The 17,741-nt window shown below is 40.6% G+C and carries 9 protein-coding genes; 2 read left to right on the top strand and 7 right to left on the bottom strand.

Annotated features, from left to right (window positions below; translation table 11 throughout):
- Nucleotides 1–21: 21 nt before the first annotated feature.
- Together ACKTT2_RS46670 and ACKTT2_RS46665 are read right to left on the bottom strand one after the other, a co-directional pair.
- Nucleotides 22–6,252, bottom strand: a complete 6,231-nt coding sequence (locus tag ACKTT2_RS46670; RefSeq protein ID WP_407899606.1) for a hybrid sensor histidine kinase/response regulator — start codon at nucleotides 6,250–6,252, stop codon at nucleotides 22–24.
- A 283-nt stretch (nucleotides 6,253–6,535) separates the two neighbouring features.
- A complete protein-coding gene (locus ACKTT2_RS46665) occupies nucleotides 6,536–7,846 on the bottom strand; it encodes a lysozyme (protein WP_407899604.1) in 1,311 nt (436 codons plus the stop codon).
- Nucleotides 7,847–8,249: 403 nt separating this feature from the next.
- Here ACKTT2_RS46665 and ACKTT2_RS46660 point away from each other — a divergent pair, with 403 nt between their 5' ends.
- Nucleotides 8,250–11,552, top strand: coding sequence for an MHYT domain-containing protein (locus ACKTT2_RS46660; protein ID WP_407899601.1), 3,303 nt, complete (start codon nucleotides 8,250–8,252; stop codon nucleotides 11,550–11,552).
- Between the two features lie 187 nt (nucleotides 11,553–11,739).
- On the opposite strand, the gene ACKTT2_RS46655 is transcribed toward ACKTT2_RS46660, so the two are convergent.
- From ACKTT2_RS46655 to ACKTT2_RS46640, 4 genes are all read right to left on the bottom strand, one after another.
- Nucleotides 11,740–12,909, bottom strand: a complete 1,170-nt coding sequence (locus ACKTT2_RS46655) for an AbrB family transcriptional regulator (protein WP_407899599.1) — start codon at nucleotides 12,907–12,909, stop codon at nucleotides 11,740–11,742.
- Nucleotides 12,910–13,264: 355 nt separating this feature from the next.
- Nucleotides 13,265–13,615, bottom strand: coding sequence for an NADPH-dependent F420 reductase (locus ACKTT2_RS46650; RefSeq protein ID WP_407899597.1), 351 nt, complete (start codon nucleotides 13,613–13,615; stop codon nucleotides 13,265–13,267).
- Between the two features lie 28 nt (nucleotides 13,616–13,643).
- A complete protein-coding gene (locus tag ACKTT2_RS46645; protein ID WP_407899595.1) occupies nucleotides 13,644–14,360 on the bottom strand; it encodes an SDR family oxidoreductase in 717 nt (238 codons plus the stop codon).
- 61 nt (nucleotides 14,361–14,421) lie between these two features.
- Nucleotides 14,422–15,987, bottom strand: a complete 1,566-nt coding sequence (locus tag ACKTT2_RS46640; RefSeq protein WP_407899593.1) for an aldehyde dehydrogenase family protein — start codon at nucleotides 15,985–15,987, stop codon at nucleotides 14,422–14,424.
- 16 nt (nucleotides 15,988–16,003) lie between these two features.
- On the opposite strand from ACKTT2_RS46640, the gene ACKTT2_RS52475 reads away from it, so the two are divergent.
- Nucleotides 16,004–16,762: a winged helix-turn-helix transcriptional regulator gene (locus ACKTT2_RS52475; RefSeq protein ID WP_500691435.1), complete on the top strand. Its 759-nt coding sequence runs from the start codon at nucleotides 16,004–16,006 to the stop codon at nucleotides 16,760–16,762.
- 15 nt (nucleotides 16,763–16,777) lie between these two features.
- On the opposite strand, the gene ACKTT2_RS46630 is transcribed toward ACKTT2_RS52475, so the two are convergent.
- Nucleotides 16,778–17,680, bottom strand: coding sequence for an isocitrate lyase/PEP mutase family protein (locus ACKTT2_RS46630; protein WP_407899591.1), 903 nt, complete (start codon nucleotides 17,678–17,680; stop codon nucleotides 16,778–16,780).
- Between the last annotated feature and the right edge of the window lie 61 nt (nucleotides 17,681–17,741).

Raw genomic sequence — 17,741 nt, 5'->3', positions numbered from 1 at the left:
TGCACCACAGGTGTAGTTTCACTAAATCCTTCTCAAAAATTCCAGGATTTGTTTGCTTTTAAACTCTTTCACCAATTGACGTAAATAAGTAGCAAAAGGTACATATTGCTCGTCCAATTTCTCTAATTCTACGGCTCGTTTAGCAATGCTTTTAAGATCGCCTTTCATTGCTAAATGAAGCAAAAGCGCTAGTTCTTCTGCTGGTGGAGTCACAAGGGATTGAGTATCAGCGATTTGGGAAGTGGGAGTATTCAGTTGTACGTTGTTATTTATTTCTTCATAAACCCATTCCAGAGCCAAATGAATTCTTAATTTTTCTAAAAGCTCAGCTTTTTTAATCGGTTTGGGAAGAAAATCATCGCAACCCACTTCTCGGCTTTGCTGTCGCTCGAATTCAAAAACACTAGCAGATACAGCTATCACAACTATATCTTGGAAGTTTGGTAACATCTTGAGGCGACGGGTAGCCTCAAAACCATCCATCACTGTCATCACTAAGTCCATAAAAATAATATCTGGCTCAAATTCCCGTGCTTTATGAATACCATCTAAGCCATCTGTTGCTTCTGCAACTTCAAACCCTAAAGGCTGTAGTAAATTTGCTAAAACAGAACGATTTGCCCATTTGTCATCTACAACCAAAACTTTTCGCCTAGCGCCTAAATAACCAATAATATTTGTCTGAACACTGTTGACACTAGATTGAAGGGTAATTTCGGGTAGCTCCAAATCAAACCAAAAAATACTACCTTTACCTAAAGTACTCTCCACCTTCAGTTCCCCGCCCATCATCTGAACCAATTGACGGCTAATTGTCAAACCTAACCCCGTTCCCTCAGTCTTGCGGCTATGTTCCCCAACTTGCTTAAATGGCAAAAATATTTCCTCTAATTGCTCTAGCGGAATGCCAATACCCGTATCTTCAACCTGAAAGCGAATTTTAGGGGTTGGCGATTGGGAATTGGCGATTGGGGATTGGGTAGACAAGGGAGAATGTGCTACCTTGTCCTCCTTGTCTTTATTCCCCAGTCCCCATTGCCCCTTATCCCCAGAGGGGGCCCCGAGTTCCCCAGTCCTCATTCCCCAGTCCCTAGTCCCCATTCCCCAGTCCCCATTGCCCCTTATCCCCAGAGGGGGCTCCGAATTCCCCAATCCCTCTACCGTAAAAGTTATACTGCCTTTTTCCGTAAACTTGATAGCATTGCTCAGTAAATTCATTAAAACTTGACGCAATCGTTTTTCATCAGCTCGAATAATTATTGGTAGGGGAGAAGGTGTTTGGTAAATTAATGAAATTTTCTTTTGTTCGGTACGGAGACGATAAAGTTGGACAATACTCTCAAGAAATTCTGGAAAATTAAACTCCTTAGAGTAAAGCTCCATTTCCCGCGCTTCAATTTTAGAGAGATCTAAAATATCGTTGATGAGTGTTAGTAGGTGTTCGCCACATTGATGAATAACGTTTATACCCTTCGTTTGCTTATCTGTTAAACTTTTATCTTTCTGAAAAATTTGAGTGTAACCTAATATACCATTAAGCGGTGTGCGAAGTTCATGACTCACGTTTGCAAGAAATTCGCTTTTAGCTTGGTTGGCAGATGCAGCTACTTCTTCTGCTCGTTGACGATCGCGAATTTCTTGTTGCAAGCGTGAATTTTTTACTTGTAGCTCTAAGGTACGCTCTTGTACTTTTGTTTCTAGAGTTCGATTGGAATCTTCTAAATCATTATACAAACGTGCATTCTCAATTGAGATTGCAGCTTGAGAAGATAAAAGTTGTAAAACTTCTAAACGCTCTGGTGTAAATGCTCCAGTAATCAAGTTATTTTCTAAATAAAGAATGCCAATCAGTTTACCTTGATTAATAATTGGCGTGCATAAAATAGATTTTGGTTGATAAGTAATGATATAATCATCTGCTGCAAAAACTTTCTCAGAAGTTGCATTATTTAAAACAACATTTTCATGAGTTCGATACACGTAATTAATGATAGATGTTGGTATGTTTTGACTGGAAGATACGGGAATTGCTCGCTTCACTATGATTTCACTTTGACCGTAATTTCTCGTCGCTTCTATAAATAGCTCTCCTGCTTTTTCTAAAATAAAAGCTCCTGATTCTGCACCAGCATTTTCAATTGCGATTTGCATTAATTTAGCAAGTAATTTGTCTAAAACAATTTCACTTGAAAGCGCCAAAGATGCTTTCATTACAGCAGCTAAGTCAAAAATTTTCTCGCTATTTGTCGTGGTAGAATTAATTGTACTATTTATCTCTAAAATTCTATTTTTTTGATTGTAAAATTGAGATAATAACTGTGGATATTTAGAAGCTAAATATTTAACTTTTGTCGTTGCTCCCCAACACATATATCCATAATAAGCATCAGTTAGATAAATCTGTGCTACTTTTTCTCTTCCACGCTCAAGATAAAATTTTGCTGCTAGTTCGTTAGAGAGTGCTTCCTCTTGAATATATCCCTGTTCTTTAGCTCCACTGATAGCGCGATCGTAAAACTCTGCTGCTTGCCAACATTGTCCTAAAACTCGTGCTTTTTCTGCCTCCACAAGTTCGTACTTGTGCTGAAAGTTCATAGGGGCATATTTTGCCCATTTTTGTATTTTTTCCTGGTTATTTATGACTCTACTTAAAAGGTATTCTTGTTGTAAATGCGATACTGAGCGATATATAGCAAGTTGTGCTAATGAATCGTAGAAATAGAATATTGGTACAATTAACCATCCTCTAACTCCATCTAAATACTGTTCGGCTTTAATGGCATTTTCTGCAGCTTGAGAAAATTCACTGAATAAATAACAGAGGATTAATTTGTTAAGAAACACATGGTAAACTAGCGTGCGCTCGTTAGATTGAATATGAAGTGGTAGAAATTGGTCTTCATTGTAAACATCACCAAGTAAATGGCAAGGATTTTCAGTAATTTTTATTAAATTAAAAACTGCTTGATGAAACATTTGATGTAATTTTAAAGCAGATTCTTGATTAACTAGAGCGATCGCTTGACCATATCTAGCCATATCCTGTTCGAGACTATTTAACTCAAAACCACTCCAATATGAATATTGACAATAATTACTTGCTGAATATCCAGTATGTATCAAATCTCCATGTTCCAATCCACTAGAGTAAGCATCTTCTAGAAGTGGTAAGGTTTCCCTAACATGATGTTTCCAATGGAGTATGAACGTTGCAACCTTAAATAAAGTTTGACTTCTGACCTCGCGAGCATCTAACCGTTCTAATAAATCTAATGCTAATTGTCCAAATTTATAAGCAGTATCAATATCTTCCAAGAATCCACCAAAAATAACTCCATAATCAGCAAACCCACTAGCAGACAGAGGAACATTACCATTTTGAATAGATAGCTTAACTTGCTCGCAAGCCATCAAAATAAATAGTGCAGGTGCAAATTGATAGGCAGCAGGAACCAAACTTGCTATCAGCCGAAAAGCTGCTAACTTATTTGCATCTCTCATAGATGGCAAATCAATTAAATCTTCTATACTTCTATCGGTCAAAGATGCCGTTATTTCCTCAATTGCTCGCTGAATATCCAGAGGAGTTGGCGATTCAGACAGTTCCACTCCCAGTATTTCCAAAGCTTGGAGACCGACCTTCACCGCTTCAAGGAGTTTTCTTTGTACTGCATAAGCTTTGATTCGTAACTCATAAACTTTCACTTTGTCCAGTTGAGTTTTAGCTTGTTGTAGCACAACTTCAACCAATTGCTCCATATACTCAAAATCACCATTAAGAAATACTGCTTCGGTAGTTTCCTGATATAAACTCAACGCCAATTCATAACGTTTCTGCCAACTAGAAGCAGGCAATAATTTTAACCCTAGATTTAAATAACGAACAGCAGAGTCATAAGCAGTTGCTGCTTTTGCTTTCTGACCAGCTATAAGATTGAGTTCAGCCAGTTCATATTTTTGTGACTCTAAAGTTAATAAATCCTGACCGTAATTCAGTTGATTGACTAAAGCAAAAATATCTTCTCTTCGTTCTTCAGGGGTCAAATTTTGTAGTAGCAAATCACCAATTTTTAAGTGAGTTTCCTTTTTCTGTGAATCTGCAATTAGAGAATAAGCTGCTTGTTGAACTCGGTCATGTAAAAACTTGTAAGCGATTGGGAATTCGGGATTAGCGATTGGTGAAGAGGAAGATTCTTGTCCAGCCTCCAGCCCCCAGTCCCCGGTCTCTATTGTTTCCGAATCAAATAGAAGGGGAATTTTATAATACTGACTCAAGGGCAAAACTAAACCTGCTTGTAGAGATTCCCATAAATCTGTAGCTGTTTCTGATAAAGATTTTTGATTAACAATACTGAGAATATCGAGAGTAAACTTATCCCCAATACAAGCAGCTAACTTTAAGACATTCTGGGTTCTTAATGACAGTTTTTGAATCCTAGAAACCATCAAATCAACGACATTTTCGGTAATATCAATATCTTTAAGCTGCTCGATATCCCACTGCCAGAAACCTTCATTAAAATTAAATATTAATAAATCTTCTTGAGATAGAGATTTCAGTAAATGAATTAAAAAGAAAGGATTTCCTTGAGTTTTATTAAATACTAACTCAGAGAATGGTTGTGACTTTTCTTCGTCAGTATGGAAAGCTTCGCTAATTAATTGGTTGACATGATAAAGTAGTAAAGGCTGAAGTATAATATTGTTAATAGTTATACCCAATGATTGAATTTCTTCTAACATCAGCATCAAAGGATGGGATTCATTAACTTCGTTATCTCGATATGCTCCTATAAGTAATAGATATTGGCTATCTAAGTTACTTATGAGCATTTGAATCAATTTTAAAGAAGCTAAGTCTGCCCATTGTAAATCATCTAAGAATATAACGAGTGGGTGCTCTTTTTGGCAAAAAACATGAATGAATTGTTGAAACACCCTATTAAATCGGTTTTTTGATTCGGTTAGCCCTAATTGAGGAACCTCTGGCTGACGACCAATAACCCATTCAACTTCAGGGATAACATCAATAATAATTTGACCGTTAGAATTAAGAGCATTTAGAATTTTTGTTTTCCAAATTGCTATTCTTTCATGACTCTCTGTTAAAATTTGTCGTGTGAGTTCTTGAAAAGCTTGAATTAAAGAAACATAGGGAATATTTCGCTTAAATTGGTCAAATTTACCAGAAATAAAATATGCTTGTTGGCACACAATTGCTTGATGAACTTCATTCACCAAAGAGGTTTTACCAATACCTGAATAACCGCTAACTAACATCATTTCAGTTGCACCAAGACTAACTCGCTTAAAAGCATTTATTAAAGCGGTAACTTCTTGTTCGCGACCGTAAAGTTTTTGAGGAATCAGAAATTGACTGTACAAATCGAGCTGACCGATAAGAAAATCTTCAATTTTTCCTGTTGTTTCTAATTTTCTCAGACATTCTTCTAAGTCAGCTTTGAGTCCCAAAGCACTTTGATATCTCTCTTCAGCAGTCTTAGCTAATAACTTCATGACAATATCAGAAATTGCTTTGGGAATTTTAGGATTCACTTGGCAAACTGGTATTGGTGTTCTAGCAATATGGCAATGAACTAATTCCAAGGGCTCTGTTGCTTGAAACGGTAGTTGTCCTGTTAGCAATTCATAGAAAGTGACCCCTAGAGAGTAAAAATCAGTTCGATAGTCAATGGAGCGGTTCATCCTTCCCGTTTGCTCTGGCGACATATAGGCTAGAGTGCCTTCAAGCAGATGGGAATTATCCATCGTTGAATTTTCCGTTAGCAGAAAAGATGAAAACCTAAAATCTATAATTTGAACTTGACCTGTTTTTATGTTAATGAAAATATGATAGGGTTGAATATCTTTATGAATAATATGATTTTGATGTAACTGAGCTAGAGTTGATGCTAGTTGAATTGCAATTTGCAAAAAACTTTTTAACTCAATTTTTCTTGTATTAATCAAATTTTTTAAAGGTTCTCCTCCAAAATCCGACAAAATAAGTGCCAAACCATTTTTGTAACTGACCTCGGCTAGGGGTTTGACAATTCCTTGTATGTCAAGGTTTTGCAAGATGTTATATTCGTGTCTTAATTGCGCGAGTTGTTTAATGCTTGGGTACTCCGCTTTGAGCGTTTTGATCGTTACCCAAGTTGGTGCAGTCTTCCTTAAAGCACGATAAATTCTGGTATTGGCATCTTCATAAAGGACTTCCGTAAATTGGTACTCGGCAATATTGAGACTCATTTTTATTAGTTAGCTAATGCAACTCGATATTCAGCAGTGCCTTCTATATTAGTTCCTCTAAACTCTAACTTCAGTAGGAGATGTTTCGGAGTAAATACTAGAAGTATAAAAACCAGAACAGGATATGCAATCCTAAATCATTTGTGAAAAGTTAGATCCCCCGACTTCTTTTAAGGATGCTGTTGACGAACAGTCAGTCCGACCTCTCACCTCGTTCCCAGCCAGAGGCTGGGAACGAGAAGCTACAGAGTATTAAATGGGGGAATACTCACTAAAAGATTTCCTATCGTGTTATTCTTGCAGCAGGAATGAGATGCTCGCTAATTTGTACAATCGCCATCGCTTTACCGTAAGCTTCTTCTACGCTAAAACCCTGCCAAACTAACCCTTCTGCATACCGACGACGCTTTAAACCTAGTTCTACATGGGTTCCAGGATTGCGATACAAGGACAGTATTGCGGGGAGTTCTTCCCATTGCTTGTTTTTGAGGATACGACGAATAGAATCAAAATCGCCCTCGGTCATAAATTTACTACCTAAGTTGTAACCAAAACAGAGCAATGCTCCTTTTTGGTTTTCATTCATCTGTTCCCAAAAAGGAACGCTTTGTTCTAAATCTCTCACGTACCGATCGCCTAGCTGCAAGATTAATAATTTATCTGCTCGCTCTTGAGTGATGCGATCGCCAATCTGCCATGAAGATCCATCTTCCTTGATAGTACATCCCCAGCCTATTGTGATAGGTTCATTACCTGAAAGTGGGTCGGGATAAGCATCAAGGAAACAGCTTTCAAACTTTCTGATAAGTTCTACTCCGACACGAGGAAGATTGTTTGAAACTTGAAGGACTGCATATACGGAGGGACAACTGCCAAGGTTCCAATCTACGTATAAGTATCTTGGATCGGTATCGCGCAACCACGCAACGACTTTTCTCATGTCGTTTAACTCATAAGTAACCGGACATCCAACAGAACCAGATTTTCCTTGGTTAGCATTGTGGTCGTTATGAATGACAATTGCAGAGCGTCCCGTTGTACCGGGTCCATCATAAGTTAAAGGAACGCTAACTGGACCAATACCCTCGCCGTGACTGGCATTCCAGTTGTCTTTACCACCAGCCCAAAAAAGATTTTCTATTCTCCAACGTCCTTCTGGTAGAGGTTCGCCACTACCTGAGATGCTATCTATTCCTTTGCGGAAGTACTGCTTTGATGGCTGTCCCGAACGCATATTTATTTCATCAACCACTTGACCATTTTTAAAATACTGGAGTTTAAGGGCTTGGCAACCAAACTGGTCTTTCTCCGGAGTTCGGGTTAATCTCAAGTAGTTCAATCCTAGTTGAGGTTGGGGGGTGGTAGTGTTCTTGAGTTTCAGTAATGCTTTAGCTGTGCTCGCTCCGAGATATTCAGGCTCTTGTAAGTACGATGCTGTTTTAAAGTCAGCAAATGCCTGCTGTGTAGCCGCGTCAGCAATGCCATTAATGGTTACAAAGTAACCTCCATCGCTTAAACATTCCTGCACTTCTATTATCAGTTCTTTAGGGAGTTGAGAGAGCTTTAAATTAGTAGAGTAGGTGGCTAAATCCATGTTGTCTTGTTACCCTGATGCAATATTTCCAGCATCAGAAATTACAGTATTTTTTGGCATCCGTGGGTATCGGGAATTTTACATAAGGATTGTGTGAGGAAGCAATGACCAGTTAGGATAAGATTGGTAGTGCAGTGCAATTAAGATTTATTGGGTTACTCCTAACATATGGCATTTGACATTTTACCGGGCAAAAGCTTTCCAATTGGTGCAACAATTCCGTATTTGATTTTAGTTAAGTGTGTTTGTTGACAAAGATGCTGTTTTACGCATTTTTTCTCAAAAAACTCCGAATTATATTTTAATAAAAAAAAATCTGCGTGAAAAATCGGAAATTGACCGACCAAAGGCTAATCTAATATGCTTAAAAAAGTAATTATTTCAATTTATTTCTCAAAAAAATATGTACCCCGAATTAATAGGCACTTATAACTTACCATTAGTCATACTTTCTTTCATAATTGCAGCGATCGCCTCATACACAGCCCTAGATTTGTCGGGTCGAGTCACCCTTGCCTCGAAATGGCGACGACTGCAATGGTTGCTTGGGGGATCTATTGTCATGGGTGCTGGAATTTGGGCGATGCATTTTATTGCTATGCTAGCTTTCCAGTTGCCTCAACCTGTTAACTACGATCTAAAGATAACCTTGCTCTCGCTACTGTGTTCGATTGTAGCATCCGGTCTGGCTTTGTGGTTGCTAAGTCAATCTGTCAATGTACCGCTTGTTATCACTGGTGGCATTTGCATGGGAATTGCAATTGCGGGTATGCATTACACGGGTATGGCAGCCATGCGGCTTCAAGCAAGCATAAAGTATGACTGGTGGTTGGTTAGTTTATCAATTGCGATCGCAATAATTGCTTCTTTTGCTGCTCTATGGCTGGCGTTTAGGCTGCAAAATCGTCAATTGAAAGGAGTGATTTGGCAAAAACTTGGCAGCGCCTTATTAATGGGAGTTGCCATTAGCGGTATGCACTATACCGGAATGAGGGCAACTCATTTTAAACAAGTTGTCAATATGCCAGTTCAAGCATCATCGCTAGTCACTCAGTCAAAGTTAGCTACGATAATTGGAGTTGCAACACTATTACTTTTGCTCCTAGCCCTGTTAACTTCCTTAATAGAGCAATACATAACAGCTCAATTATTTCAGCAACAAGCTTTGGAAGAGAGTGAAAAGCGCTTCCGGACACTCATTCAAAAGATGCAGGTGGGGGTTTTATTGCTGAACGCAAATGCAGAAATTCTCATTAGCAATCAAGCAGCTATTCATTTACTCGCTCTTCAGGAAGAAAATAAACAACCCCAAGTGTTTGGCGAGCAGTCATTGCTACGTGAAGATGGTACAAGCTTTTCAAAAACAGAATTACCCGTGCAACAAGCCATTGCTTTAAAAACTTCAATTCAGAATGTTGTCGTAGGTATCAAGCATTCTCAAAGCCAAAAAGAACGTTGGTTACTTGTCAATGCAGATCCCGAAATAGCCAAAGATGGAAGTGTTGAGAGGGTTGTTTGTACTTTAAGCGATATCACTCAAAGAAAACAAGCAGAAGAATTACTCGCCTCAAGTATAAAACGAGAAAAGGCTATTGCCTTCGTCATTCAACGGATGCGTCAAACTCTAGAAATCAAGCAAATTTTTAGTGCGACAACACAAGAACTGCGACAAGTGTTGAATTGCGATCGCGTGATGGTTTATCGTTTTAATCCAGACTGGAGTGGAGAAGTTGTTGCGGAATCAGTAGCCCAAGGATGGCGAAAACTGATATCATCTCAAAAAAATCAGCCAAAACTTACACAGAATGCGATCGAACGCGATAATTGCACTGTGAAAGAAATGGGCGATGCAAATGAAGTCATACAAGACACCTATCTATATGAGAACCAAGGTGGAATTTATCGTTCTGGAACAAGTTACCGATGTGTACCAGACATTTATACAGCAGGCTTTGACCGTTGCTATGTAGAATTCTTAGAACAATTTCAAGCACGCGCCTACATTATAGTTCCCATATATTGCAGCAATCAACTGTGGGGACTGTTAGCAACATATCAAAACTCTGGTCCCTATCAATGGAAAGAAGCTGAAATTAAAATGCTCGTTCAAATTGGAGCACAGTTAGGAGTCGCCATTCAACAAGCAGAACTTTTAGAGCAAACCCAAAAGCAATCCGCCGAACTCAAAACAGCCAAAGAAACTGCTGATGCAGCCAACCGTGCTAAAAGCGAATTTTTAGCAAATATGAGCCATGAGTTAAGAACACCGCTTAATGCCATTTTGGGCTTTACGCAACTTATGAACCATAACAACTCTATATCTGCCGAATATCAGCAATATCTCAAAATCATCAATCGTAGTGGCGAACATTTGTTGGACTTGATTAACGATATTTTACAAATGTCCAAGATTGAAGCAGGACGAGTCACGTTAAATGAAAATTACTTTGACTTATACCGATTGCTTAGTAGCTTAGAGGGAATGCTAGCACTCAAGGCACAATCTAAAAATTTACACCTCATTTTTGAGCGCACTACAGAAGTTCCTCAATACATTAGAGCTGATGAGAGCAAACTTCGTCAAGTACTCATTAACTTGCTTGATAATGCCATCAAATTTACTTCACAAGGAAGCGTCAAATTGCGGATTTCCGTAGTACTAGAAGGAGATAAAGGGACAAAAGGATACAAAAACAAGGTATTTCCCTCTGTCTCTTCCTCTCTCCCCCTTCCCCTTTCTTCTTCTTTCTATATCTTATTTGAAGTAATAGACACGGGACTTGGTATTCGCCAAGAAGAGTTCGAGCGGTTATTTCAAGCTTTTGGACAAACCACAACTGGTCTAAAATCCGGACAAGGAACTGGTTTGGGTTTATCCATCAGTTATAAATTTGTAGAAATTATGGGGGGACAAATCTGGGTTAGTAGCACGTTAGGCGTTGGAAGTCAGTTCAGCTTTACTATTTCGGCACAAGAAACAACTGAAGAACAAGTAAATATTTCTAATGAGTTGACACCCAAACAAGTTATTAGTTTAGCTCTAGGAGAACCGTCTTATAAAATTTTAGTTGTTGAGGACAGGCAAACCAACCGTTTGCTACTCGTCAAACTTCTTTCTAGTATTGGTTTCCAAGTACAAGAAGTGACCAACGGACAAGAAGCCCTAGCGATTTGGGAAAACTGGCGACCTCACTTAATTTTTATGGATATGCGGATGCCAATGATGGATGGTTATGAAGCAACTAGATTGATTAAGGAAAGGGAAAAGCAATTAATGTTCGGGAACTTCCAAGCCAAAACTATCATCATTGCCCTCACAGCTAGCGCCTTTGAAGAAGACAAACACAAAATACTGAGCGCTGGTTGCGATGACCTTTTAAGTAAACCATTTCAAGAGAAAGAACTCTTGGCAAAAATAAGCAAATATTTAGGCGTGCAGTATCTTTATAAAGAAGATTGTCAGAATGGAGATATTGGGTCATCTCATCGTACATTTATTTCTAGTTCTACTTCTTTGGCAGAGCAAATAGCAAGTATGCCTAGAGATTGGGTAGTACAACTTCACAATGCTGCTTGCCAAGGCAATGATGAACTCATTTTTCGATTAATAGCAGAAATTTCAGAGGAACAAACATATTTGAGACAAGCATTAAAAGTTTTGGTTGATAATTTTGATTTTGAGCAAGTTATGATGTTGACTCAATAGTTGTCAATTGTCATTTGTCATTAGTCATTTGTCATTAGTTATAGCGTTTCCCAGTCTGCTGAGGTACAAATTCATCCGCGTCCATCTGCGTCCATCTGCGGTTAATTATTTTTTCGATGTACCTCACGGAAGTGGGAATTGCTATATTAGTCATTGGTCATTAGTCATTGGTCAATTGTCATTAGTACTAGCTATCAAGCCTTTGAAATAAATAAAGCCATAGGGGAAGAGAACTGTTAATCGCAATTAATCGTACTAAATGACCTGCTGTGACGATTTCTACATTATGATGTAGAGCTAAAGCAACTAGAATCATTTCTGCCGAGCCACCAGGAGCAGTTACTAAAAGACAGGTTAACCAATCCCAAGAAGTTAATTGCATAGCAAGAACTGTGGCTGCAACGCCAGTTAGTAAGGTCATTGCTACAGACACAAAAGCATAAGCTATGCTCTTTTTGCCTAAAGTTGGTTTGTCACCCCAGTACTCGCCAATGGTAATTCCTAACAGCATTTGTCCTATTATGTTAACTAATGGTGGTAGAGCATAATCGATATGACCTGCCAAAGGCAATAGATTTAATGTTGGATTAAAGGCTATACCAGCAACTATTGCACCGAAAAACTCACCTGCAGGAATTTTGCAGAAGACAGCAATATAAACTCCCAAAATGCCAAATAAGAGGGATATTAATAATAATCCTAATTGTGTTGGTTCGAGGTTGAGCAAAGTTCCTGAAACTGGAAGTGTTGGTGAATAAATTTGATTTCCGGATAACATCCTAGCAATTAAGGGAATCAAAAAAACTACGGTAGTCACGCGAATCGCTTGAACCATTGCTACCAAAGGAACATTGCGGTTATAATCTGCTGCGATCGCTGACATCATACCAACACCACCTGGTACTGTAGCTAATAGCGCTGTTAACAAATTTGTTTTACTTAAACGAGAGTAAATATAACCAATAAAAGTACCACATAACAGCAAGAAAAAGGTCAGAAAAGCAAACACGGGAAAACTTGATACAGCGTTGGTCAAATGACCGTGAGAGATGGAAAACCCAACGTTGAGTCCCACAAGTGCCATCCCCGTCTTTCTAGCTGCCCGGTTAGGTTTTGGGGTATTATTGTAAATAATGCGATATGTCTGAAGTAGTATAGCCCCAGAGATAATGCCGCCAAATATCCAGGCGACTCCACCAATATGGAATTTTGCCAAGAGTATACTAAAGGGTAATGCTAAAAGCATTTCCAAAATCAAAATGATGAGTTGCTTCCCAGGTATTTGTTCTTTGGTAAGAACGTTTTGTGTTTCAGAACTAATGGGCTGGTTACCTGGTACTGTTAAAGTCGGATTCATTTATTTAAGTTTTTTAAATTAAAATAACGCACTATTTACTCAAACTAGCGCGATCGCGATCGCTTTACAGCGACTCTTTGGCATATATCCTCTTGAGGATTAGAAATTCGCGATTGGGAACTTGGGAACTTGGAACCACTCACGGAGTGAGGATTCGCGCTTATTAAGTATAAAATAATACGATTTTTAATTTGAACTGAATTTCACTCAACGAGTTGTAACATTCTTTTTTCAAATTGATATTACTCCCGAACCGCCAGCTATATTACCTATAGACACAGGGTGGCATTATCCACCCCACAAAATCAGTAATTTTAGAGCAGAAAGGGAGTAATTAAGCTGTTGCGCTAACATCTCAGCGTCGCAACAGCTTAAAACAGACTTGTCCCAGTTTTTGAGTATAAGCCAACTGAATCAGAAGCATCATAGCAGGTTCAACATAGCGTGCGTTCTTGAGTGGTCCGGCATCAATCGGCTCAACATCAATCTCGTGCAACAAATCTGCCACAACCTGTTTTGCTTCCTCGTCGTCGCCACTGTAAAACACTGTTGTAAGTTGGTCACCAAAGAGACGTGAAGGGGAATTGAGGACTTCTGCAAAAGTTGGCAGTGCTTCGACAACACGAGCACCAGGAGAAAGTTTGGCAATTTCTTCAGCGGCTGAGGTTGTCGTACCAACTGCCATTCCGCTCATATCAGGTAGCAAAGCATTGACGATACTAAAGAGTATCTGCTTAAACAGGTTGATTAGTCGGAACTACCAGCATTCGAGGAATCAGGACACCATCGGGCTGTTCCAGAATAAACCGGACACAACGAGCAATATTTTCCGGTTGCAAAGCACCCCCCGAAGTAACGTAGGTTTTGTCTTCCTGGCTCCAGCGATCGTATAAACCTGTAGCTACTGTACCGGGGGCGAGCGCTGACACTTTGACTCCGGTTCCTGCCAGTTCCATTCGTAAGGCGTCAGTAAACGCCTCGATTGCATATTTCGTGCCGTTGTATGCACCGTATTGAGACGCAGTCTTTAGCCCAGCGATGCTAGATGTATTGATTAGAAATCCACTGCCTATTGTTTTGAAATGACGCAAAACCGTGTAAGCCATCCGATAGACTGACTCCACATTGAGCCGCACCATCTCACAGATCGCTTCAATATCCACGTCTTCGATTGCCCCAACAGTCATTACACCAGCATTATTAATGACCACATCCAGTTGACCAAACGTTTCAAGAGTAGTGTCGAGCAATTTTTGAGGTACATCTGGATCGGTGATAGCTCCTGCAATGACTTTCGCCTGTTGGAGGGAGGAAGCCAGTTCATTAAGTTTGTCTTGAGAGCGGGCAGTCAACACCAGTCTCATTCCAGCTTTGTCAAGGTCTTGGGCGATGGCTTTACCAATGCCACTACTTGCACCTGTAATTAGAACAACTTTGTTTTGTAAGTCCATGTTTTTTCCTTTTTGTTGCAATCAATGCTAATTTGTTAAGCGCTCGCTAAATGGTTGCAAATTATGATAAGTCTACCCAAACAGTCTTGGTTTGCAGATAAAACTCCAACGCCTCCCAGCCGTTCTCCCGTCCGTAGCCGCTCATCTTGTAGCCTCCAAAGGGACTGGATGGATCGAAATGTCCCCAAGTATTCACCCAAACCGTTCCTGCTTTCAAACGAGTCGCAGCCCGATGTGCTTTCTTGATGTCAAGAGTATGCACACCTGAAACCAAGCCATATTGGTTGTTATTCGCAATGCGAATTGCATCCTCAAAATCGTCAAAGGGAATCACCGAAAGAATTGGACCAAATGTTTCTTCGCGAGCGATCGTCATATCGCTGTTGACATCCGCAAACACGGTCGGTTCCACAAAGTAGCCCTTACCCGTGCCAATATCTACTGCTTTACCGCCTGCAACCAGCCGTGCGCCATCTTGTTTGCCAATATCCATATATCGCAGCACGTTGTTGTACTCACTCTGATTGGCAATCGGTCCCATTTGACTGTCCGGATCGAGAGGCTCACCCACTTTGGTTCGCTTTGCCCACTCCACTACGCGCTCAAGTACTTCATTATACACCGAGCGTTCAATCAACATACGCGACCCAGCGTAGCAAATCTCACCTTTGTTGTAAAACATCCCGTAGTAAGCAGTTTCTGCTGCCGCATCCAGGTCTGCATCAGCAAAGATAATGTTGGCAGACTTGCCGCCCAACTCCATCGTTAGATGTTTCAGTGTGTCTGCTGAATCTTTGATTACCCGAATTCCACTTGCTGTTGAACCCGTAATAGCAACTTTATGGACATCGGGATGGGTCGATAACGTATGTCCAACCGTGCTTCCCGGTCCCGGAACTAGATTAAATACTCCATCTGGCACTCCTGCTTCCTGCATTATTTCCGCAACTTTGATGGCAGAGAGTGGTGTAGAGGAGGCAGGTTTGTGGACGATTGTATTGCCAGCCGCAAGCGCGGGGGCAAACTTGTGGACTGAGAGAATTAAGGGAAAGTTAAATGGTGTAATGGCAGCGATGACGCCTAAAGGCTCCCGGAGGGTGTAGGTGTGCAATCCTTTGGTGGTTTGTTTGACCGAACCTTCAATTTTGCTTGCCCAACCTGCAAAGTAGTGAAACACATTTGCCAGATGGGGAATATCGATCGCCATGCTGTCGGTAAACAGCCGTCCCATTTCTTTTGCCTGCAAAAATGCCAGTTCTTCACCGTACTTATGGAACAAGTCACCCACTCGCCAAAGGATTTCGCCCCGCTCGTGACCGCTCATTTGTCCCCAGGAACCGCGTTCAAATGAGATGCGAGCAGCTGCGATCGCAGCTTCAGTGTCCTCTTTTGTACCTTCCGCAATTTGGGCAACTACTTCCTCTGTGGTTGGGTCGATTACGTCAAACGTTTTGCCACTGGAAGCATCGCGCCATTCACCGTTAATGAATAGTTTGCCCGGTTTAATTGGAAAATTAGGGCGGGTGGCAGATGTGGCAACTGTGCCGTTCGGTAGAGAAGTGGCACTGGCTGGATCTGTACAGGTTCGCATGAAATCTCCTGTAAAATTTTCTAGATTGGCTTGCAAAAGTCACTTCAAAAAAGTGATACCACGAGCAATCAATTATTACCAAACGGTTACTAATGAAGTTATGAGTACGTTGAAGAAAAAGTATGGTTGTCCGGTGGAAGTCACAGTAGAAGCGATCGGCGGCAAATGGAAGTCAACAATTTTGTGGTGGTTAAGACAAAGCGCAAAGCGCCCCGGTGAACTAATGCAGTTGATTCCAGGAATTACTCAGAAAGTTTTAACCAAGCAATTACGTGAGTTAGAAGCGAATGGCTTGATTCATCGACAAACCTACCGAGAAACACCACCTAGAGTGGAATATTCCCTAACTTCTCAAGGTGAAACGTTGCGATCGCTCGTTGAATTGATGGCTGATTGGGGTAAAAAAAAATTGCCAGAATTTCAGTTTGGAATCGTCAACCTAAAAGGCGTACAGGTTTTGGCTGTGGCAAATGAACCCATAGCCCAAAAGTTGCGGATAGAACTTGGAGTCATTTGTCAAGCAACAGTGAGAATAGCATCTAGGACGATCGCTTCAGAACAAATCGGACAAGTTCAGCCAGATGTTGTTCTGGTGGATTTTGGTGCAGATGGCGAGGATTTCACTACGCTGATTCGTCATATCCAACAACTGGAGACGGAGTTAGCCAGACCCATAAGAGCGATCGCTCTGACGAATCCAAGTGACCGAGGACAAGCGTTCTCTCAGGGTTTCCGAGTTGTTCTCATCAAACCCGTTGAGACCATAGAACTTGTAGCCGCGATCGCTAGCTTTACTGGACGGCTGGGGTAAACCTTCTCAAAACCCCTACTCCCTACTCCCTACTCCCTCAGCAAACTGCTGTTCCAGTTGACGGTATTTAGGGATACCAATGAGTTCTTGAAAATCTTTAAAGCTAACCATGTCTTGAAAATCAGCTGTGGTTCCTTGTTCTTTCAACTGATGGAAACAAGCGCTCATGACTTTTGTGACTGCTAGCAAAGCAGAAACTGGAAAAAACACGATTTTAAAGCCTATCGCCTGTAACTCAGAAGCAGAAAGGTGAGGAGTTTTGCCACCTTCTACGATATTTGCCACTAATGGCACATCAGGAAAAGCCGAGGCTATGCTTTGCAGTTCCTCAACAGATTGAGGAGCTTCTACAAACAAGACATCTGCCCCTGCATCAATATAAGCACGACCTCGAAGAATTGCCTCTTCCAAACCCAAAGGGGCGCGAGCATCAGTACGAGCAATTATAACCAACCCACTGTCACCACGTGCTTGAACGGCTGCTTGAATTTTCCCAATGTGTTCTGCCATGGGAACAACACGCTTCCCCTCAAAGTGACCGCATTTTTTAGGCCACTCTTGATCTTCTAAAATCACTCCAGCAATTCCCTGTTGTACGGCATCTTTAACAGTCCTAATAACATTTAAAGCGTTGCCATAGCCCGTATCCATATCAGCAATCAGAGGAATATCGACTGACTGAGCAATCCGTCCCACGGTATACAGGGCTTCAGTAGCAGTGAGAAAACCATAGTCAGGCAAACCAAGTGTAGAAGCTGCAATACCAAAGCCGCTAGTTGCTAAGACTTCAAAACCTGCCTGTTCGGCAAGTTTTGCTCCCAAACAATCATAAACGCCAGGAATCACCAAGATTTCAGAACGTTGTAGTAATTGACGTAGTTGATTTGTAGAAGATGAGTGCTTAGCGCTCAAAGGCATAAAGTTGCAACCTGATAAAATCAAAAATTTGCCAAGATACTCTATCATACGACTAATTTTT

It is taken from the genome of Scytonema hankhaensis NUACC26, assembly GCF_045865695.1.
Lineage (GTDB): Bacteria > Cyanobacteriota > Cyanobacteriia > Cyanobacteriales > Nostocaceae > Scytonema.
The sequence above is the reverse complement of the archived record's forward strand: the minus strand, read 5'-3'. Positions and strand labels throughout refer to the sequence as shown.